The sequence below is a fragment of the Oceanobacillus neutriphilus genome, from assembly GCF_014645515.1.
In the GTDB taxonomy this organism is placed as follows: Bacteria; Bacillota; Bacilli; order Bacillales; family Amphibacillaceae; genus Oceanobacillus; species Oceanobacillus neutriphilus.
Genome location: NZ_BMLW01000004.1, coordinates 152,691 through 174,525, shown reverse-complemented (window position 1 = coordinate 174,525; position 21,835 = coordinate 152,691). Strand labels below are relative to the sequence as shown.

Sequence of the window (21,835 nt, the reverse complement as noted above, 5' to 3'; positions counted from 1 at the left end):
GGAGCAAGACTGCTCCTCCCCCGGTATATAAAGAAAGGATCTTATCGAAATGGATTTTTTAAAGAATAGCAAGTATTGGTTTTCATCCGGTTATCTCTTTTTCTTCTTTATTACGTGGTCTATCTGGTGGTCTTTTTATGCAATTTGGCTGAATAACAGTCTTGGATTGACTGGTGCACAGGTAGGGACAATTTATTCGTTCAACTCATTCTTTTCTTTATTCTTTATGATTCTTTATGGATATATGCAGGATAAGTTAGGCACGAAGAAGAACCTGGTCTGGTTACAGAGTGTGGTACTGGTATTTATCGCGCCATTTGTTATTTATGTATATGAACCGTTACTTTTAAATAATTTTTATGTTGGTGCAGCAGTGGGTGCTATCTATTTAGGAGCAGGTTTTATTGCTGGAGCAGGATTTTTGGAATCCTTTACAGAAAAACTTAGCCGTAAATACGATTTTGAATTTGGGAAAGCGCGTATGTGGGGATCCTTAGGCTACGCTGTTTCAGCCATTGGTGCTGGAGCATTAATGAGTATAAACCCGCATATTAATTTCTGGATTGCATCAGGAACAGGGGTTATCTTCCTTTTAATTAATGTATTTTTTAAAGTGGAAGTTTCCAAAACAGAGGAAAAAAGTGTTTCCAATATATCTATGAAGGATATCCGCTTTTTATTTTCAAATAAGGTATTCTGGTTCTTAATTATATATCTGTTTGGAACAGTATGTATTTATACAGTGTATGACCAGCAGCTCTTCCCGGTATACTTTGTTAGCCTGTTCTCCGGCGGCGGTACAGATGGGAATACAGTCTATGGAATTCTTAACTCTGTACAAGTATTCGTGGAAGCCATTTTCTTATTCTTAGCTCCATTTATCGTCAACAAAGTCGGAATTAAGCGTTCTCTTGTACTGGCAGGAAGTATCATGGCATTCCGTATTATCGGTTCAGCAACAGTAACTGGCGGATTTGGCATTTCATTTATGAAGATGCTGCACGCAGTAGAGTTACCGATTTTATTGATTGCAGTGTTTAAATATATTGCTGCGAACTTTGATGTGCGGCTTTCTGCAACCGTTTATCTAATCGGATTTAAGGTATCAAGTGAACTCGGTGTTATTGTCTTTTCGGCATTAGTCGGCTGGATTTATGATCAGACCAGCTATGAGACAACATTTTATATCCTGGGTGCGATTGTAGTATTATTTGTTATCTTCTCGGTATTTGCATTGAATAACAATAATAAAGAGCAAAAATTAGATGAACATGAATTTGCGATGGCAAAAAAATAACTGAATCAGGCAATGAACTGTTTAGGCGGTTCATTGCTTTTTATTTTTTAACCAATTTTTTAAGATAAAGATTCTTATGAAAGAAATGATAAAGTAGATTAAATAATACAGCACGATAACAAAAAGAATGGCAGCTAACATAGAAAAAATAATATTATCTAAGTCTATGTAAAGGCCTAAAAAACCTTTACCAATTGGCTGTGCAAGAATGATTGTAAGAATCATTGAAATGATATCAACGTATCTATAATTGCTTTTTAATAGCAAAACATTCACGTCCTTTGCGATTGGCTTAGTCATAACTATGTAAGTAGCATAACATATTTATGCTTAAGTTTAAGGGATATGTAAAAAATTTTTAAATTGTTTAGAATATTACTCAACCTTAGCACCTGGGAATAAACATCTATAACTTATCATACCAGGATAAGCATGTTCTCCATTATCCTGCTTGCATTTTGTCTCCTTTTTATTGAAATGCAGATTGTGTACAGCGCCGCTCCGACCAACCACTCCGCTTTCCATGGGGACGGCTTCAGCTAACTTGAAAAGAAAACCGCTTTTCAAGTGGATCTTCAGCTCGCCCTGCGATGCACAAATGTTTTCGATGGGGCGAGTAATCGCAAAAGCTCTTCGGTGGGACGAGTAACCGTAGTCCCAGTCCCAGGACGTGCAAGTGCAGGCGTTGTGACAACGCTTTTCGATGGGGTGAGTAATCGCAACCCCAGGAGTCACGGGTTTAGCCTGCGAACCACTTAGGAGTCTACGTGGTTGGTCTGCGCTCAGTCAGGCTTCCACAGTGTATAAAAGGAATCATATCCAGATGGAGCTGGATGAAAAAATTTTTATTGAAAAAGAAGGAGTTTACAAATAAAAGGCGAATTTAACTATATTGGAAGGGTTTTCAAAATCAAATAGAAATCATTTATATATGCTGTTCTCCTTGAAGAACTTTTTTTATAAAACAATACATTATAACGTTATGAATTAAGGTGAGCAGCATATATTATGAAGGAGTGAAGATATTTGGATATTTTGTTTAAGGGCGACGTGGAAAATCTGCGCTCAGGAATTGAGGAATTACAGGATGCTTATGGATTTACAGTTGTGGAACAAGGAGGAACCATACTGACGGGCAAGCAGGATGACCATGTCAAAGGATTAATAGTGGAGTTTGATAAAGGGGCCGGAATGATTACCTATCAGCAGCCATGTCATTTTTTTAGAGCATTGGGATTGGTTTTAGAAGCGTTAAGCAAAGGAAATAAGCAGATTCATATTCAGGAGGAGATGCAGTTTTCCAGTGTAGGCCCTATGTTTGATCTATCACGTAATATGACAATGAAGCTGTCTACTTTAAAGGATTTTATCCGGAAATTAGCAGTGATGGGTCATAATGCAGCCATGCTATATATGGAGGATACATATGAAGTAGAAGGAGAGCCATATTTTGGTTATATGCGCGGGCGCTATAGTGAGAAAGAATTGCGGGAGCTGGATGATTATGCAAATCAATTTGGAATAGAACTGATACCTTGTATCCAAACTTTGGCGCATTTAGAGGAATTTCTCAAATGGGATGCAGCTTATAAATATAAGGATACGCGGGGGGCTTTATTATTAGAGAGTGACGATACGTATGATTTACTGGACCGGATGATTGCTGCAGCAACAAAGCCTTTCCGGAGCAACCGTATCCATATCGGCATGGATGAAGCAGAAGAGGTAGGACGCGGCAGATATTTAAATATCAACGGGTTTAAAAACCGCTTTGATTTAATGAAAGCACATTTGGATAAAATTGTGGAGATAACAGATAAATATCATCTCCATGCCATAATGTGGAGTGATATGTTTTTGAAGCTGGCTTCCGAAACAGGGGACAGCTATGACAAAACAACTGATTTACCAGAGTATATTGTTAATCAGCTGCCAGATAATGTGCAATATATGTATTGGCAGTACGCTCAAGCAGATAAGGAGCATTACGGGCGGATGCTGCAGCAATTGAAGCGCTTCGGCAGTACACCGGCATTTGCTGGCGGGATGTGGGTGTGGAATACATTTGCCCCTAACTACCAAATTTCCCTGGCTGCCAGTGAACCTGCACTAAATGTCTGCAAGCAGGAGGGTATTGAAGATGTGTTTGTGACGCTTTGGGGAGATGATGGCTATGAGAACAATGTATTCAATGCTCTTTATGGACTGCAATATTATGCTGAACATGCTTACCATCCAGAAATAGATACAAACCATGTAAAGGAACGTGCTTTGTTTTGCACAGGAATTGATCCGGAGGCACTCCTGGCATTAAATAAAATGGATCAGCCGCCTGGCGTAGATGAAGGAAATACACTGCAGACCAACCCTTCTAAATTCCTATTATGGCAGGATGTACTGCTGGGCTTATTTGATAAGCATGTTGAAAAGAATGATGCAGGGGCCTTTTATGAACAGCTTGCGGAGGAGATCAGGCAATATAATCAGCAGACTCCGGGCGGTTTCTTTGATGTTCCGGAAAAGCTTTGCCGGGTCCTTGCGAAAAAAGGAAATTTAGGTGTTGAATTGAAAGCAGCTTATGATGCCGCGGACAGAGAAAAACTGCAGGATATTGCCGGGAGAGCTATACCAGAAGTAATAGAGCGTGTGAAGACACTCCAAGCTGCTCATCGAAAGCAATGGCTGTCCCTAAACAAGCCTTTTGGCTGGGAAGTAATTGATATCCGTTATGGAGGATTATTACAGCGGTTGGATACAGCTTGCGTACGGATTGATGAGTATTTAAAAGGAGATGTTGATGAAATTGATGAACTGGAACAGGAGAGATTATATTACTCCCCAAATGTAGAGGAATCCAGCGGTTTAGGCTGGTGCAGCTATTACTATCGGATGGCATCACCTAATGTATTCTTTCATGTACTGCCAATTTATTAAGCAGTTAAGATTGCTCTAAATTCAGCTGTAATAAGGAGGACATAGGATGAATAATCAGTATACAGAAGTACTTGTCGGCTGTTATGGGGAGAAGGATTCAGCATGTATCCACTGGTTAAAAATAGATGCCGAATCTGGTGATATTGAACGTTTAGGAGAGCAGGAGGGTATCATTAATCCATCCTTTTTAGCAAAGCACCCGATGAAAAATCGGGTGTATGCAGTCAGTGAAGTAGAGGACGGAGAAGTAGTCTGCTATGAACTGGATGGTGGAAATCGCCGGCTGAAAGAAAAAGGTCGTTTACCAACACATGGCGGACCATGTTATGCGGAGGTAAGTACCTGCGGAAATTATTTATTTGTCAGCAATTATTCGAGAGCGGGCGTTGTTGTTTATGCTCTGAATGAAAAGGGAGATTTGCAGGAAGAGGTGGAATATATTGATTTCACCTCTGCAAATAATCAAGTCTCTCATATACATACAGTCCGGCAAATTCCAAAGACTTCTTCTGTCATAATGACTGATATTGGCGAAAGTAAATTATATATTTATCAATGGGATGAAAAACAAATGCGCCTGCTGCCCTCGCAAAGCATTACGATACCGGAAAAAGTCGGGCCAAGGCATATTGCTTTTCATCCTGATAAACAGGTGCTGTATGTAGTCAATGAGTATCAATCAAGTGTATTTGTATATCGGTATGCTGAATCATCAGCTGCTATCCAGTGCATTCAGGAAATTGAAACAGTACAAGATTTGAAGAACTATGGTGCAGAAATTCAATACTTTGAAGGTAAAGTGATTACCTCCAACAGAGGAGCAGATTCATTGACTCTTTTTCATGTTAGAGAAGACGGCAGACTGGAAAAAGAGACCTCTATTCCAGTAAGTGGAGAATGGCCCAGACATTTTTGTAGTAATCAATCGATAAATAATCAATTATTTGTTTGCAATCAGAATAGTAATAATATAACAGTCCTCCATCAAAAGAATGATACATATTCAATGACAAATAATACATTTACTATTCAAAAGCCTGTGTGTATCATTGATATATAACTACTAGGTTATCCTTTGAGTAAGTGGTATTTTAAAGTTTAGAGCAGATTCTACAAAATAAGACAAAAAATTTATATTAATCATTATAATGTTATGTTGACACTTTAATAAAATAGTGATACTATTTTGAATAGGCAAAATAATATACATCTGAGATTTATTAATTTGGTAAAGGAGTGGTAGATTAAAATAGTGAAATATGGAAGGTGTGTCTAGTTGTTAAAGAAGCTTCTATTAAAGCCGTCCACATCGTATGGTGAACATAGAAGTCACCGCATTATGCGGGAGCTCGTTTTACATTTTTTTCTACTTAAAAAGGGGGTTCATTATGTTAAAGAAATTGTTTTTCTTAATAGCAACTCTTGCTTTTGTAAGCGCTTTATATGCGTGTGGCAATGATGATGGCGGTGATAGCGATAGTAAAAAAGGAGATGCAGCAAGCAGTGGTGACGTCAATGCGGAAGGGTTTCCGATTGTTGATGAAGACTTAGAGCTCACCTTCTTTGCGAACAAGCCTGCACAGAATGAAGGCAATGACTGGAATGATATTTTAATTTGGAATGAGTACAGAGATTTAACAAATGTTGATGTAAACTGGAATCTTGTCAGCCCGGATGCTCTAGAGGAAAATCGAAACTTAGCATTAGGAAGCGGTGACCTGCCGGATGCTTTCTTCTTAGCACAGCTGACGAATACAGATTTATTACGTTATGGTTCCCAGGGTTCTTTTTTAGCATTAAATGATTTAATCGATGAATATGCGCCAAATTTAAAAGAACTTATGGAAAATGATCCGACCATTGAAAAGGCAATTACCTTCCCGGATGGAAATATTTACTCTATGCCGGCATTAATTGAAGAGGATTTCCTTTCTTTACGGCTTAGTGCAAGACCTTGGATTAATGAAGACTGGCTGAAAGAACTGGATATGGATATTCCGGAAACAACCGGAGATTTCTATGAATACTTAAAAGCAGTAAAAGAACTTGATCCAGTAGGGAATGGAGATACGATTCCTTATGGCGGAACAGCAATTATTGAGCTTGTTCAATGGTTATCCGGATCATTTGGAGTAATGAATCATGGTCCATCGAATACAAACCTGGACTTAGATCCAAATGACGATTCTAAGGTTCGTTACTATGCAACAACAGATGAATATAAAGAAATGATGGAATATATTAATATGCTTTATGAAGAAGGATTAATAGATCAGAGTATTTTTACGATTGAGTGGGGACAATTCCTTGCAAATGCGTCTGATAATCTGTATGGAAGTATGATTTTCTATGATCCAATTGAATTATTTGGAGAAGAAATCGGCTCTCAATATAATAGTGTAGCAGCTTTAGAAGGTCCGGATGGACATCAGTCTTATAACAAGCTTTCGTCTTCTGTATGGGATCCTGCTAACCTGGTTATTTCCAGTGATAATCCGAATCCGGAGGCAACTGTACGCTGGATGGACTATTTCTATGGTGATGAAGGTGCAGAACTTTACTACATGGGAGTAGAGGGAGAGACTTTTGAAGTGGAAGATGGAGAAGCTGTTTATAGTGATCACATCTTAAATCCAGAAGGAGATATGACATTTGAACAAGCAATTGCCCAGGATCTGACATGGCTTGGTTCTATCAGTGGAATTATTAAAGAAGATTACTTCCAGGGTGGAGAAACAGCACCGCAATCATTGGAAGCTGCTGAAAAAATCCAGCCTCAGGTAATTGATGAGGTATGGCCAAGGTTCACTTTCACAGATGAGGAAAACCGTATCCTTCAATCAACAGGTGAAGATATTAACAAGTATGTAGAAGAAATGCGCGACAAGTTTATTACAGGTGATGAAGATTTAGATGGATGGGATAATTATGTCCAAACGATTGAGCAGATGGGAATGGAAGAATTACTGGAAGTTTACCAGGCTGCATATGATCGTTACCAATCTAACTAAATCGTAGAATAATTTATTTCGCGGGGCGAGAGATCAACATGTGTTCCTTCCCCTTTAACAGGGAAAGCATCCCGCTGAATATCACATCGAGAGGGCAGTATATCTCATGCCCTCTCTTTTTTTAAGAAAATAATAAAAAGCAGATATGTGATACATCATGAATGTGGGTTACATAAGACATGAAAACAGGGTTTTGCTGCGATGATATTCACAACCTGGTTGCAGTATTCCATATGAAGAAGGAGGCCTACTGAAAGATGGCAAAAGACCAATCCATACAAAGGGGTAAAAGAGCCACGATCAAGAAGAGTTTTCAGCGTAACTGGCAGCTTTACCTTTTCATGATGCCAGTCTTTTTGTACTTTTTTATATTTCATTATATTCCGATGTACGGTGTGCAGATTGCCTTTAAAGATTATTTTGCGACACTTGGCATCTGGGGAAGTGAATGGGTAGGATTTGAACATTTTGAGCGTTTCTTCAGTTCTTATTATTTTTGGAGGCTGCTCAAAAATACAATCATTTTAAACCTGTATATGCTTGTATTGTTCCCATTACCGATTATTTTAGCTCTGGCATTTAATGAACTCAGAAATGGTGCCTTTAAAAAATGGACACAGACTTTAACCTATGCACCACATTTTATTTCTGTTGTAGTAGTTGTTGGAATGCTTGTAGCTTTTCTGGATCCGAATACGGGTTTAATAAACCACTTATTGCGTGCACTTGGAATAGATTCAATTCCATTTTTAACAAGCCCGGACTGGTTCCGCCATATCTTTGTATGGTCAGGCCAATGGCAGACACTGGGATGGAGTACAATTATTTATCTGGCTGCGCTGGCAGGTGTAAATCCAGAACTGCATGAAGCTGCAAAAGTAGATGGTGCAACGCGTATGCAGCGGATTTTTAGAATTAATATTCCAAGTATTATGCCGACAATTGTGATTCTATTTATTTTAAATATCGGGAATTTCATGCAAATTGGTTTTGAAAAAGTGCTCTTGATGCAAAATACACTGAACTCAGAGACTTCTGATGTTATTCAGACGTTTGTGTATGAGACAGGTATATTGGAAGGTCAATACAGCTTTGCTGCTGCTGTAGGATTATTTGAATCAGCTATTAATATTGTCCTTTTAATTACCGTAAACCAAATTGCACGAAAAGTCAGTGAGAACAGCCTATGGTAGGGAAGGAGATGCCTGATGTCAAAATTCAGTTTGTCGGATAAAGCCTTTGATCGACTCAATTTTCTATTTGTCCTGCTTATAACGATAATCATTATTTATCCACTAATATTCGTAATTAGTGCGTCGATTAGTGATCCCCATGCTGTAAATACAGGAAAGATGTGGTTATGGCCGGTAGATGTGACATTCGAGGGCTTTCAACGAGTATTTCAGAATGATGCTATTTGGATAGGATATAAAAATACTATTCTTTACACAGTGGTCGGTGTTATTGTTCACTTGTTTGTTCTCTTACCGGCAGCCTATGCATTATCACGGAAGGAATTAATGGGCAAGAAGGCCTGGCTGTGGTTTATATTATTCACCATGTTATTTAATGGCGGATTAATTCCTACGTATCTAGTAGTCCGTAATCTGCAAATGCTGGATACGATGTGGGCTATTGTTATTCCTGGAGTAGTTGGTGCCTGGTCTATCTTAGTTGCAAGAACCTTCTTCCAGCAGACGATACCGGATCAGCTGGTGGAAGCAGCTAAAATTGACGGGGCCAGTGATATCTATTTATTTTTCAAAGTGGTTTTACCATTATCGATGCCGATTATTGCAGTTATGGCACTGTTTCACGGTGTCGCATTATGGAACCAATATTTTAACGCATTGATTTATTTGAGGACGGAGGATAAATTCCCGCTCCAGCTCATACTGCGGCAGATTCTGATACTAAATGAGGTAAGTGCTGATAGTGCGTCCAGTGCTGCAGGAAGTGCTCAATCCTTTGCAGATCAAATCAAGACAGCTTCTCTTGTAAAATATGCGGTTATCATTGTATCTGCGTTACCGTTGCTTATTGTGTATCCATTTTTACAGCGCTTTTTTGTAAAAGGTGTATTGATCGGATCAGTGAAGGAATAAATCGAGGTTATCTCAGTTCATATTTTAAAGAAAAGGAGAGATTATGATGGCAGAAGTTGCTCGTGGATATTATATATTTGCAATTTGGATAACCCGTCTTGCTTATCTGAATATATTATGGGTTTTATTTACGATTGCAGGTCTTCTTTTCTTTGGAATCATGCCTGCAACTGTTGCGATGTTTGCTATTGTCCGTAAGTGGCAGCGGGGCGAGGATGAGCTTCCTATTTTTACAACGTTTTGGGAAGTTTATCGCAAGGAATTTTGGAAGGCAAACAGTATCGGAATCATTTTGTTTCTGTTTGGATACTTCTTTTCCATTCAATTTCAAATTCTCGGTGCACAAAGCGCACTAGTCTATCAGATGGCTCAATTTTCTATCGTTATTGTCTTCGCTTTATTGGCTATGCTCGTAATATACTTATTCCCGATATATGTCCATTTTGATTTAAAAGCAATGCAATATTTAAAATGGCCGCTGATTATATCTATTGTTCATCCGATTCTTACAGTGTTTTTACTAGCTTGTATCGGCTTAGCGGGTTATTTTATCTTTCAAATATTCCCGGCGGTGCTTTTCTTTTTCGGGGGCAGCCTTTCTGCTTACTTTATTACTTGGGGTGTATCTAAAACATTTGCCAAGTATGAGGCCGCTGTATAGACAGAATTATAGATATAAGAAACAGTGTTGAGCGGAGGGAGATGGACGATGATACAGGTGATTAAAAATGTACTGCTGACAAATGGGAAAAAAGCAGATATTTTAATAGAAAATGGCCGAATTAAAGATATAGTTGCGAATGCAGGAGGCTTCTATCCAGTAGTGTCCGATGCAGAAGGAATGTATGCTTCCCCCGGATGGATTGACTTACATACACACGCTTTTCCGAAGTATAAACCGTATTGCGCCTCTCCTGATAAGATTGGTTATCAAACTGGTGTCACAACTGTAGTTGATGCCGGGAGCAGCGGCGCAAATACGATGGAGGAATTTTACCAAATTGCTAAAACAGCAAGAACTAGGGTGCTTGCATTCCTGAATATTTCACAGATTGGCTTAGAACGAATAGATGAATTAGCCAATTTAGATGAGGTTTCCTGGGATGCAATACACTATGCTGTAAATGCCTATCCATCCTTTATAATCGGCTTAAAAGCAAGAATGAGTGCAAGCGTAATAGGAGATAGCGGATTAAAGCCGCTGCAGCTTGCGGCAAAGTACAGTAAAAAGCTGAATAAACCGCTGATGGTTCATATTGGCAGTGCACCGCCAATGCTGCATGAGATCTTATCTTTGTTAGATAAAGGGGATATTCTCACACACTGCTATCATGGGAAAAGCCCCAATCATATTTTCCAGAGTAATGGGGAGGTTGATCCTGCTCTGGCTGACGCTGTACGAAGAGGAGTTTATCTTGATGTCGGTCATGGGAAATCAAGCTTTTCGTTTCCAATTGCAACAAAAGCAAAGGAAGCAGGAATATATTTTGATACAATCAGTACAGATATTTATGAGGATAATCAGATAAATGGACCTGTATACAGTATGGCTGATACATTAACCAAGTTTTTAAAATTAGGTTATCCATTGGAAACCATTATCCGGGCAGTGACAGAGACACCAGCACAAATTTTAAAGCAGCCTTGGCTGGGAAATTTTAATTGCGGCTCTTATGCAGAATTTACTTTTTTTACAATAGAGAAGGAAACGAAGGTACTGACAGATTCTTTAGGAAATGAAATAATCACGAATCAGGTCATTAAACCTCAGGGAGTTTTTCTTGGCGGTGAGTACATTGAACTCGAGAAGCATTATTCCTATGAAGTATAGAGAGTAGATATTTTTCGTTGTTTTATGTGAGGGAACAGGTACTATAGTTAATTGTTTATTATTTCTTTTGACTACAAAGTTTAGTGCAGTTATGATTACTGATACAATAAGAGGAAATAATGAAAAAATATTTACAGAATGGCTGCTTTCGTTATACTTATACTAAAGCTTATAGGATAATTATTCTCTCTTAATTATAATAAGACATCAAACGGAACGGATCAGTGGATTTGGATACAGAAGGGTAGAGATTACAATGAAGCTAAATTTAAGACAGGGATCTTTGTACTTGCAGGTAAAGGATATATTGAAGGAAAGAATTATCAGCGGCCAGTACCCGAAAAACAGTTTAATTCCTTCAGAACCGGAGCTGGAAAAGGAATTTGAAGTAAGTAAAATTACAATCCGCAGAGCGGTGGAGCAGTTAGCCCAGGAGGGATATGTGGAGAAGAGAAGCGGTATTGGTACTACAGTACTTGCTAACCAGGCTGTTTCTAAGCTTTCGAAGGGACAGCGTTTTTCTGAATATCTGATTGGAGAAGGTCATCAGTTAGGCAAAAAACTGATCGAGGTTAACAGAGTAGAGGATATCATGCCGCAGGTCAGTACGTTAGCAGGAGATGGCGCATATTGTGTGGAGCGTCTTTATACATTAAATGAAGAGCCGTATATCCATTTCAGGCATTATATCCCATCGTCTATTACGCTGCCAAATGACCCCAATGTATTTGTGAATTCATTATATGACATGCTGTATCAGGAAGGAATTCGTTTTTACCGGTTTAAGGATGAATTCAGTGTTTCTGTTCCAGAACCGGCAATTGCAGAGATGCTGGAGATTGAATTACAGCCATTATTACAGCGGGAACGTTTTTCGTATGATGATCGTGACAGGCTGGTAGAATATTCTGTTGCTTATTATCGTACGGATCTGCATAAGTATATCGTGAATTTTAATGTATAAATAAAAGCGTACCCTGTATTGATTTTCAGGTACGCTTTTGTTCTGTTCTAATATAGCTTGGCAAACTGTGAATTTAATCTGATTTAGTTGAAGGCAAGTCACTTTCCAGAACTTCCTTTAAAATCAGAGCATGATTATGCTCTTTATCCTTGGCTGCGTACAATAAGATAAGACGTTGCTTTTTTTGCAGGTCTTGAAGCTCAGATAATTTTTTTATCTTCTCATCATCATTTAGCAATTCTTTTTTATACGCTTTTTTAAAATCCTCAAATTTTTCAGGATCATGGTTAAACCATTTTCTTAAATCTGGCGTAGGTGTTACTTCTTTTGCCCAATCATCCAGCTTTGCCTCTTTTTTTGAAATTCCCCGTGGCCAGACTAAATCAACTAAAACCCGATAGCCTGTCTCATCCGACTTTTCATAGATACGCTGCAGTACGATAGACATTCATTATTCCACCTTTCAAACAATTATGTTCTTCTTCAATATATCATGCAGGTATTCAGAACTCTATTGATTGACTCTCAAGTCTCAGAAAATGTTGTAAATAAAACTTTGGCAAATAAATAGTTTATGCCTCGTGCTTTCTTTTTCTTGATAAGAACAATAGAGTACCCCCGGCTATAATTAGTACCAGTCCCCAGATACCTTTCTCTGCATAGTTCGAAGCGGTATCAGGCAGTTTTTCTTCTTTTTTCTTTATGGAATCTGCTTGTGATACTGATTCAGATTTAACCTCGGCATTTTTTTGCGATACAGCCTTAAATGAAGCTTCGTTTTCAACAGGAGCCTCTTTGTCATTTTTCTCAATGACTACAGCCTCTGATTCCTTGGAAGCCTCTTTTTGAATAGCATTTCCCGTATCAATAATAGTACTGGAATCTACCATTTCCCCGGAAATAATTATATCAGCAAGAAAATCTCCCTGCAGGTTGTAAATATTAATCTTCAAATTTGCGTTTTCAAGCCTTGTTAAATGGAATAATGTTTCCAATGATAGATTTTCTTCCCCTTGATCTGTAACAAGCACAAATTCTGCATGTAATTGGAGAATATCAAGAAAATCATGAAAGATAGACATTAATTCTCCGATTTGGCCCGGTGTTAGTTCCGTAATTGTTTCAAATTCAGAAAATGCCATCATCCGATCAGCTAAAAGCAACAATTTTTCAAGGGTTTCATCGCTTGTGATGTCAGGAATGTTAAGAATATGCTCTTCCAGCCGAAGCAGCTCGTCCTCTGTTAGATCGAATTCCTGCATGAAAAAGCTTAAATCAAAGAAATCATCGTCTTCCCAAAAGATGTCCCCATCTAAATCATAGGATAAATCATCTAAGTAGACATAATCATTTATATTTAATCCATTATCAGAAATAAGTTTAAGTATATCTTCTTGATCTAGGCCGAAATAGGGACCAACATTACTTAAATCCTTATTAATTATTTCTCCGATAAAGTCAGATAGCTCATCAACGGTTTTAAAATCATTTAAATTGCTCCCATAGAGAGCTAAGGAATTCTCAATATGATTTTGAGTAACCTGAAAGCCGCGAATTTTAGTTGCATCTTCCAGATAATCTGCCAGCTTTTGATCAAAATCAGGATCTTTTGGTATTAATATATATAAATATAAATCGATATTCATTTCGAGATCATCTAAGAAAACATAATCCTCCAACGTTTGTCCAAACTCAGCTAAAGTTTCATCAAGTGTAGCCCGGTCAATATCATAATCTTTATAAATCTGTTTTAAATTATTTCCATCTTTATGAATTACCTGTCCTAAGAATTCTTTTAAATCTTCGACTGTATCAAATTCCTCTAAATAAGACTCATAGAGAGACAGAGAGAATTCAATATCTTCTTTTGTGACTGTAAAACCTCGTTCTTTACTGATTTCTGTTAAATAAGTATCCAGATTTTTTTGGAAGCTGTTTGATTGTGCATCAGCAGCTCCAGGTAAAACGACAAATAAAAATAAGAATAATGCAAAAATTTGTGTCGATTTCCTCATTCATTCTCCTCTTTTCGATTAAAATAACTAGCTCAATGATAAAATTATAGCCTCGAAGTCCTTTTCTGGCAATCTATTTTTAAAGTGTTATTTCATTAACACTCCCAAATATCAAACATTTCAATCAAAAAATGGAAGTTTCTAACTTTTAATAGCAAACGTTTACAAAGTGCAAAGGTTATGTCACTATAGTGGTATACAAGTATTCACTAATAGATAAAGGAGCTAAGCAGCATGAAAGCATTTTATCCAAAGAAAAAACTAATGAATGAATCAAAAGGGGAACAAGTAGTTGCAGAGCTCCGGATGCGGATTATTTCTCGTGAAATAAAAGCAGGCACTGTTCTTTCGGAGAATCAACTGGGATCTTTATTTCAGGTCAGCCGTTCTCCAGTCAGAGAAGCTTTGCGTGTGCTGGCAAATGAGAATCTTGTCCGGCCGGAAAGAATGGGAGCAGTTGTCGTCGGTATGTCTGAAAAAAGTATTGAGGAAATTTATGATATACGCTTAATGATAGAGTCCTTTACCTTTGAACGTCTATTAAAGATGCAGACAGATACACTTGTTCAAGAACTGAAAAAGATGGTAGAAATGATGAAAATTGCTATTAAATATCAGGATGTTGATCAATTTTCCTTCCTTGATATTGAGTTCCATGAAACAATTATTCAATCGATTGATCATCACCATATTAAGATGCTGTGGAATAATTTAAAGCCAGTACTGGAATGCCTTATTATCCTATCGATGCGCTACCGGATGATGACAAATGAAAAAGATTTTGAACGTATTCTCTATAATCATGAGCTGATTGTAGAAGCCATTGATAAAAAAGAAAAGGAAATGGTGGATTTAGCTTTTGAGAGAAACTTTCATGATGTGCAAAATCAGGTGGAGGATCTCTGGATAGAGGAGGAAATAATGAAGACAGTCAGAGAGTATAGTGTGAAAGAATAATAAGCTATTTTGTTTCAAAATAGCTTATTATCATTATCTTCAAGTATTTTTCTTGTCAACGATTTTTCCATCGCGCATTTCAATGACCTCATCCACAAAATCGAGCATATCCATATCATGCGTGACCATTAAAACGGTAATATGCCGTTCTTTAGAAAGATTTTGGATCAGCTTCATCACTTCCTGAGATCGTTTTGAATCAAGACTGGCAGTGGGTTCATCTGCAAAAAGCACCTTAGGGCTGTGGATGATTGCTCTTGCCACTGCAACGCGCTGTTTTTCACCTCCAGATAATGAGGCGGGATAAGCATCCTTTCGTTTCCACATACCGACAAGCTCTAAAACCTGCTTTATTTCCTTTTTCTGTGTCTGCTTGGAAAGAGGAGATTCAGCAGTGTCAAGCATGAGATCCAGCTGTTCCTGTACAGTTAAAAAGGGTACTAAGTGTGCAAATTGAAAAATAAAACCAAAGTCTTTTGCCCGAATTTGACGGAGTTCTTCACTGCGCATGGATGTCAGCTCCTGCTGCTCGAAGGAAATCTGTCCATCGGAAGCTGTCTGTAATCCGGCTGCAATGGTCAGCAGTGTACTTTTTCCTGAACCGGAAGCACCTGTCAGGGCTGTGATTTTCCCCTGGGACAGGGAGATATTAATTCCTTTTAATATCTCTTCTTTTACCTCTCCATGAGCAAATGTTTTTCGGACGTTATCCATCGTAAATAAACTCATTTTACATCTCTCCCTGCTGTATAGCTTGTATTGGTTCTACACGTTTAATTTGAATGCCGGATAATGTTGCACCGATAAATCCAATGATGACAAAAACGAGAGAAAGCAATCCTGTTGTCTCCCAGGTTAAATGAAAAGGCATCCCGTTTGGTGCCAGCAATTGGAAAGCTTGACTGATAGATATAGACAATATCAGAGAGACAACAGAGATGATGAACATCTGTGCCCACATCATTTGAAACAGCTTGCCCGTTTTTACACCGATAGCTTTTAAAATACCGTATATACCAAGCTTTTGAACATTAATCATATAGAAGAAGATAGCAAACAGCATTCCGCTGATTACCAGCAGAAAGATAACTATCATATTCAATGACATTTGTTCCGCACTATAGCTGGGGATGGTATTTAAGAATTCATTGTTCGAGAAAGCTTGCAGTCCTTTAAAAACTGGTGCATCATCTGTATTTTTTATCGCAGAATCAGCAATAAAGGCGATTTGCATCGTATCGGTATGAAATAATGCCTGAAAATCATTTGGATTTATAAAAGCAGCAGGAGAGTGGCTGTATTTTTCTTGATCGACAAATCCTGCTACTGTTAATGATTGATCCCATTGCTCATTCGTTATCTCGTCTCCTACTGCTATTCCTTCTTCTTCAAGAGAGGCATCTAAAATAACCTCACCAGAATGAACTTCCTGAAAATAAGTACTATCTGACGCAGATACGTAAGCAACACTGCGCTGTTTATCAGAGGAATCTATAAAATTTCCCATCTGAATTGAGAAAAAAGCTGTTGCAGGCTGTTCTTCTGCTATTTCTTGCTGTTGTTGATCTGATAGACTGGAGAAGCTGTAGGTTTCATCCGCTTCCTCTTCCAGATAAAAAGTTCCATCAGGCAAATTTTTAATCAGCGAAGCATTATCCTGTGAGAGCCCGTTAGCCAGTCCAGATATAATAAAAGTTAATAAGCTGATCAGGAAAACAATCAAGCCTAAAATCGTATAACGTAATTTATTTTTCTTCATTTCCTTCCATGCCATTTTCATCCTGCTTAAACCTCCTATATCTTTCGTATACTAAGAAGTATATAAAGGGAATATGAACGCAGTATGAACAGGAAATTTCAATTTATAGAGAATCGTATTCCGGGGTAAATGTACTGGAGAATATCAATTAATCTTTCTGAAAAAATAAAAAGCCGGCTGATTTAACTTATTTTGAATCCTTGAATTAAAATAAGCTGAACCAAACGGCTGTTTTAAATTTGTATACAATCAATATAGTATGGACTGGTAAATCATAAAAAATATCAGCTTGTCTGTCCCTGCATAAACTTTACAGGCAATTGATAAAGATTATCCAGGTCCACATCAGCGTTATTTATCCGCTTTATTAATAAATCAATCAAAAGATCAACAAACTGATCAATTGGCTGTAATACTGTTGACAGCTGTGGAAAGTAATTCTGGACAAATTCCGTTCCGTCATAACCGATAACCTTTAGGTCTTCCGGAATTTTAAGTCCTAATTCCTGTGCCTTGTTAATAACTAAAATTGCTGTTAAATCATCTGTACAAAAAACACTGTCTATCTCATTTTTGGACAGAATCTGACGAATCTCCGTGGCTTTTAAAAATGGAGAATGATCCAGAGGGAATTGATAAACCATCGGCTCCAATTGATGCTCTTTTAATATAGATAAATACCCTTCCAGCCGCTGGTTAGTCGGTGAATCCGATTCATTTGTTCCTGTAATGATGGCAATTTTTCTTCCGCCCCGCTGATATAGATGCTCTGTTGCCAGGCGGCCGCCCTGATAGCTGTCGCTGGAAACAATCGGAATTCCTTCTGCCAAATAGCGGTCAAATGAAATAATAGGCAGTTCTACATTTTCATATTCAGGAATACCCAGATTATGAGCTCCTGCAATAATGCCGTCTACTTTATTTGCTGCCAGCATCCTAAGGTAGTCTCGTTCCTTTTCCTTATCATTGGCACTGTCACAGAGAATCGTTTTATATCCTTTTTCAAACAGCTTTGCTTCCATTTTGGAGGCTAATTCGCCAAAAAAGGGGTGAGATACAGTAGGGAATATCAGACCAATTAATTGTGTTCCTTTTCCTTGCAGTGAGCGGGCCATTGAATTAGGCTGATAATTTAATTCTTCCATCGCTTGATGCACCTTATCAATGGTTTTCTGGCTAAGGTAGCCATAATTATTAATTACCCTAGAGACGGTAGTTGCTGAAACGCCCGCCTTTTTCGCTACATCTGTCAATTTAATCCCCATCATGCTCTCTCCCTTTATTCATTACTCGTTCATTTCGCGCAGGGTCCAGAAATCCCCCGTATAGTCACCTTCAAATCCCTGAAGGAATATATGCGTCTGCTTAGGGTCTTTTAAAAAGACGCGGCTTGTCATGACACAATAGCCGTCGTTCACAAAAACCTCGCAGACAGAACGGTCTGCAAAAATGTGTAATGTCAATTTATCTTGTCTTTTTAATGCAGCAGTTCGAATGGAACCATAGGATTCTCCAAAAGGGATACCGGCCTTACTTCGATCCATGCTTATTGTATCATGTTTTGAATCGAAAGAAAGCTTCAATCCTTCTTTATTCTGTTCGTCTGCAAACAGATATAATGAACCTGATGTACTGGCATCTAATTCAAGTTTTAATTCGTAAACATTATTATCAGGAGAGTATAATAACAGATTCTTTGCCTGGGCAGTCCCTTGTAATATATCGTGATTTTGACGTAATTCCTGCATTTCTATAACCGGTTTTTGATACAAGTGCTGATTCTTGATCGACAATTCTTTCACGATACTAAGGCAGTGGGCCCAGCCTTCTTCAAAGCTCGGGTAATCGATTTCAGGAAGTCCAATCCAGCCAACACTCAATACACGGCCGTCCGGCGCATTAAAAGCCTGTGTCGCATAGACATCAAAGCCTTCATCCAGATTTACTAAGTCAGAAGCGTTCTCTACAGCAAGGGATTCCTTGTTAAAAGATGAACCAATAACATACATATTAGGATATATATTCTGATAAGAAGCAATGTCTTTGTCCAAACCTTGTGGGCAGAACAACAGCACCGGCTGATTGTCCACAAAAACCAGATTAGGACATTCCACCATAAATCCCATTTCTTCTGTTGTATAGCGGAGTTCACCAAGTAATTCCCAATCTGCCAGTTCATTGCTTTGATAAACTAATACAGCACCTTTTTCACTATCTGTTTGTGCTCCAATTGCCATTAGATATTGATCCTGATAACGAAATACCTGTGGATCACGAAATTCATGTGTATATCCTTCTGGAGGATTCTCTATTAATGGCTTCGTTATCTTTTCTACTTGCATGTCAGAGTTCATCCAGGCTCCTAACTGATAGGAGTGACGTTCCCATTTCTCATTTCGTACATTTCCTGTGTACATAAGAAACAGTTTGTCTTCCACTGTCATAGCAGAACCAGAATAAACACCATGACTATCGTAAGGAGAATCGGGTAATAACGCATAATCATGCTGTTCCCAGTCAACTAAATTATCAGATACCATATGATACCAGGATTTCACACCATGCACAGGTCCAAACGGATAAGCCTGATAAAACAAATGCCATTTTCCATCATAGAAGGAAAAACCATTTGGATCATTTAATAATCCTGTCTTTGGCTGAATGTGAAATGCTTGCTTCCAGTCTGACTTCTGGATTGCTCCTTCCAGCATATCTTGATAGGCTGCCGGCCAATGGTGATAGGGTTTATAGCGCAAAGGTGTTGTCCATTCTGTTATTAATTTCACACTCTCTCAACTCCTTTATATTCAATAATTTCCTTATATAGAACATATGCAATAATTCATAATATGTCAAACGAATAACATTAATAAAGCATTGATTAAATATGACTTTGTTAATTTAAAATGAAATTTATGATAAACGATTGACATATCCTGTTTTTATTTGTATGATATTAAAAAAACGGTTACAAGAGGAGGAACTAATCATGAATCACAAGCAGGTTGCAGAAGACATCCTGAAAATGCTTGGCGAAGATAATATTCAAGCCGCTGCTCACTGTGCCACCCGTTTACGTTTAGTATTAAAAGATGATAAAAATATTGATCAGCAAGGATTAGATAATCATCCGGATATTAAAGGAACCTTTAAGCAAAATGGTCAATTCCAGATTATTATCGGACCTGGCGATGTGAATAAAGTATATAAAGAATTAACAGATGCAACAGGAATTCAAGAGGTATCTAAGGATGCTTTGAAAACGATATCAGAGGATCAGAAAAAACCAAATCCGATTATGTCATTTATTAAATTATTGTCGGACATTTTCGTTCCAATAATCCCGGCATTAGTAGCCGGCGGTTTATTGATGGCTTTAAATAATGTCTTAACATCTCCAGATTTATTTGGTCCAAGGTCGATTGTAGAAATGTTTCCTGCCATAGAGGATGTAGCTGGTATTATTAATCTGCTGTCTTCTGCACCATTTGCCTTTTTGCCGATTTTGATTGGTTATTCCGCTACGAAACGGTTTGGCGGTAATCCGTATTTAGGTGCTGCGATGGCCATGGCTATGGTTATGCCCGACTTGGTCAATGGCTATGGGGTAGCAAATGCGATTGAGGATGGAACAATGAGCTACTGGAATATCTTTGGATTGGATGTAGCACAGGCAGGCTATCAAGGATCTGTATTGCCGGTATTGGCAGTATCATGGATTTTGGCTAACATAGAGAAATTCTTCCATAAACGGATGGCTAATGCATTTGATTTTACCTTTACACCAATGCTTGCTGTCATTATTACTGGATTTTTAACGTTTATTTTCGTTGGGCCTGTCATGCGTTCATTATCTGACGGATTAACAGACGGTCTTGTTTGGTTATACCAGACAACAGGAGGATTCGGCTTAGGAATCTTTGGGACGTTGTATTCCGCTATTGTTATTACCGGGCTGCATCAAAGTTTCCCTGCAATTGAAACGATGCTGCTTGCTGATGTAAGTGCAACAGGCGGTTCCTTTATTTTCCCAGTTGCTTCTATGGCAAATGTAGCACAAGGAGCGGCGTGTCTGGCAATATTCTTTGTGACAAAGAATAAAAAGCAGAAAGGTCTTGCGTCTTCGGCAAGTGTATCTGCCATGCTGGGTATTACAGAGCCGGCGATTTTCGGTGTAAACTTAAAACTGAAATTCCCGTTTATCTGCGGAATGATCGGAGCAGGAATTGCTTCTGCGTTTATTGGATTCTTTCATGTACTCGCAGTGGCAATGGGACCGGCAAGTGTGATTGGTTTTATTTCAATTGCACCTAACTCTATTCCAATGTTTATGGTCGGGATTGTCATCAGTATGGCGGTTGCCTTTACGCTAACCTTTATTTATGGGAAACGTAAATTAGCTGTACCGGAAAATGATCAAAGCCCGGAAGAACCTGCAAATGAAACAAGCCCTGCAGCTCCATCTGTTCAAGCAGATAAAGTGACAATCAGCTCACCGCTGACTGGAAAACTAATTCCTTTGCAGGATGTTAATGACCAGGTATTTTCTTCGGAGATGATGGGAAAGGGAATAGCTGTTTATCCGGAAAAACAACAGATTATCGCTCCGGCAGACGGTACGATTACTGTTACTTACGATTCAAAGCATGCTTATGGGATTCGTACCGATCAGGGAGCGGAAATCTTAATTCATATCGGTATTGATACAGTAAATCTGAATGGAGAAGGCTTCAGCTCAGAAGTAAGCCAGGAACAGCTAGTAAAAAAAGGTGATATTTTAGGAACTTTTAACATGGATGAGATTAAAAAAGCTGGTTATGACCCGACGGTAATGGTCATTATAACCAATACAGGCGACTATGCTGAAGTATTTACAGCAGATGAGGAAGAGATTGTTGAGGGTGACGATTTGCTTTATTTGAATAAATAAACCAAGAATGTTTTACTTCACAGTCCGTATGA

18 protein-coding genes are annotated in these 21,835 nt (G+C 38.4%); 11 read left to right on the top strand and 7 right to left on the bottom strand.

Going from position 1 to position 21,835, the window contains the following annotated elements; all coding sequences use genetic code 11:
- Positions 1-49: 49 nt before the first annotated feature.
- Positions 50-1,297: an oligosaccharide MFS transporter gene (locus IEX29_RS08130; RefSeq protein WP_188733966.1), complete on the top strand. Its 1,248-nt coding sequence runs from the start codon at positions 50-52 to the stop codon at positions 1,295-1,297.
- 30 nt (positions 1,298-1,327) lie between these two features.
- Here IEX29_RS08130 and IEX29_RS26625 read toward each other — a convergent pair whose 3' ends face one another.
- A complete protein-coding gene (locus IEX29_RS26625) occupies positions 1,328-1,597 on the bottom strand; it encodes a hypothetical protein (protein WP_229720138.1) in 270 nt (89 codons plus the stop codon).
- Between the two features lie 726 nt (positions 1,598-2,323).
- On the opposite strand from IEX29_RS26625, the gene IEX29_RS08125 reads away from it, so the two are divergent.
- The 8 genes from IEX29_RS08125 (at position 2,324) to IEX29_RS08090 (ending at position 12,142) form a co-directional block, all read left to right on the top strand.
- Positions 2,324-4,231 carry a beta-N-acetylhexosaminidase gene (locus tag IEX29_RS08125; protein WP_188733965.1) on the top strand — a complete coding sequence of 636 codons (1,908 nt, stop codon included), beginning with the start codon at positions 2,324-2,326 and terminating at the stop codon, positions 4,229-4,231.
- 46 nt (positions 4,232-4,277) lie between these two features.
- Entirely contained in the window at positions 4,278-5,291 is a 1,014-nt protein-coding gene (locus IEX29_RS08120; protein ID WP_188733964.1) for a lactonase family protein, read from the top strand.
- Positions 5,292-5,619: 328 nt separating this feature from the next.
- Positions 5,620-7,242 (top strand): extracellular solute-binding protein, encoded by a 1,623-nt coding sequence (locus IEX29_RS08115; protein WP_229720137.1) that lies wholly within the window; start codon positions 5,620-5,622, stop codon positions 7,240-7,242.
- A 257-nt stretch (positions 7,243-7,499) separates the two neighbouring features.
- On the top strand, positions 7,500-8,435 hold the full coding sequence (locus IEX29_RS08110; protein WP_188733963.1) for an ABC transporter permease: 936 nt from the start codon (positions 7,500-7,502) through the stop codon (positions 8,433-8,435).
- Between the two features lie 15 nt (positions 8,436-8,450).
- Positions 8,451-9,347, top strand: coding sequence for a carbohydrate ABC transporter permease (locus tag IEX29_RS08105; protein WP_188733962.1), 897 nt, complete (start codon positions 8,451-8,453; stop codon positions 9,345-9,347).
- Positions 9,348-9,390: 43 nt separating this feature from the next.
- The gene (locus tag IEX29_RS08100; protein ID WP_229720136.1) at positions 9,391-10,008 is read left to right on the top strand and encodes a YesL family protein; all 618 of its coding nucleotides are present in this window, start codon (positions 9,391-9,393) and stop codon (positions 10,006-10,008) included.
- A 48-nt stretch (positions 10,009-10,056) separates the two neighbouring features.
- Entirely contained in the window at positions 10,057-11,178 is a 1,122-nt protein-coding gene (locus IEX29_RS08095) for an amidohydrolase/deacetylase family metallohydrolase (protein WP_188733961.1), read from the top strand.
- 256 nt (positions 11,179-11,434) lie between these two features.
- Positions 11,435-12,142: a GntR family transcriptional regulator gene (locus tag IEX29_RS08090; RefSeq protein WP_188733960.1), complete on the top strand. Its 708-nt coding sequence runs from the start codon at positions 11,435-11,437 to the stop codon at positions 12,140-12,142.
- 73 nt (positions 12,143-12,215) lie between these two features.
- Here IEX29_RS08090 and IEX29_RS08085 read toward each other — a convergent pair whose 3' ends face one another.
- A complete protein-coding gene (locus IEX29_RS08085; protein WP_188733959.1) occupies positions 12,216-12,590 on the bottom strand; it encodes a DUF488 domain-containing protein in 375 nt (124 codons plus the stop codon).
- 124 nt (positions 12,591-12,714) lie between these two features.
- A complete protein-coding gene (locus IEX29_RS08080; protein WP_188733958.1) occupies positions 12,715-14,157 on the bottom strand; it encodes a processed acidic surface protein in 1,443 nt (480 codons plus the stop codon).
- Between the two features lie 234 nt (positions 14,158-14,391).
- Here IEX29_RS08080 and IEX29_RS08075 point away from each other — a divergent pair, with 234 nt between their 5' ends.
- Positions 14,392-15,114, top strand: a complete 723-nt coding sequence (locus tag IEX29_RS08075) for a GntR family transcriptional regulator (protein WP_188733957.1) — start codon at positions 14,392-14,394, stop codon at positions 15,112-15,114.
- A gap of 39 nt (positions 15,115-15,153) precedes the next feature.
- Here IEX29_RS08075 and IEX29_RS08070 read toward each other — a convergent pair whose 3' ends face one another.
- The 4 genes from IEX29_RS08070 to IEX29_RS08055 all read right to left on the bottom strand — a co-directional run bounded on the left by IEX29_RS08070 (position 15,154) and on the right by IEX29_RS08055 (position 19,659).
- Positions 15,154-15,843, bottom strand: a complete 690-nt coding sequence (locus IEX29_RS08070) for an ABC transporter ATP-binding protein (protein WP_188733956.1) — start codon at positions 15,841-15,843, stop codon at positions 15,154-15,156.
- Between the two features lies 1 nt (position 15,844).
- A complete protein-coding gene (locus IEX29_RS08065) occupies positions 15,845-16,894 on the bottom strand; it encodes an ABC transporter permease (RefSeq protein WP_188733955.1) in 1,050 nt (349 codons plus the stop codon).
- Positions 16,895-17,157: 263 nt separating this feature from the next.
- Positions 17,158-18,141, bottom strand: a complete 984-nt coding sequence (locus tag IEX29_RS08060) for a LacI family DNA-binding transcriptional regulator (protein WP_229720135.1) — start codon at positions 18,139-18,141, stop codon at positions 17,158-17,160.
- An 18-nt stretch (positions 18,142-18,159) separates the two neighbouring features.
- Positions 18,160-19,659, bottom strand: coding sequence for a sucrose-6-phosphate hydrolase (locus IEX29_RS08055; RefSeq protein ID WP_204799052.1), 1,500 nt, complete (start codon positions 19,657-19,659; stop codon positions 18,160-18,162).
- A 203-nt stretch (positions 19,660-19,862) separates the two neighbouring features.
- On the opposite strand from IEX29_RS08055, the gene IEX29_RS08050 reads away from it, so the two are divergent.
- The gene (locus tag IEX29_RS08050; RefSeq protein WP_188733954.1) at positions 19,863-21,803 is read left to right on the top strand and encodes a sucrose-specific PTS transporter subunit IIBC; all 1,941 of its coding nucleotides are present in this window, start codon (positions 19,863-19,865) and stop codon (positions 21,801-21,803) included.
- The last annotated feature ends 32 nt before the right edge of the window (positions 21,804-21,835 follow it).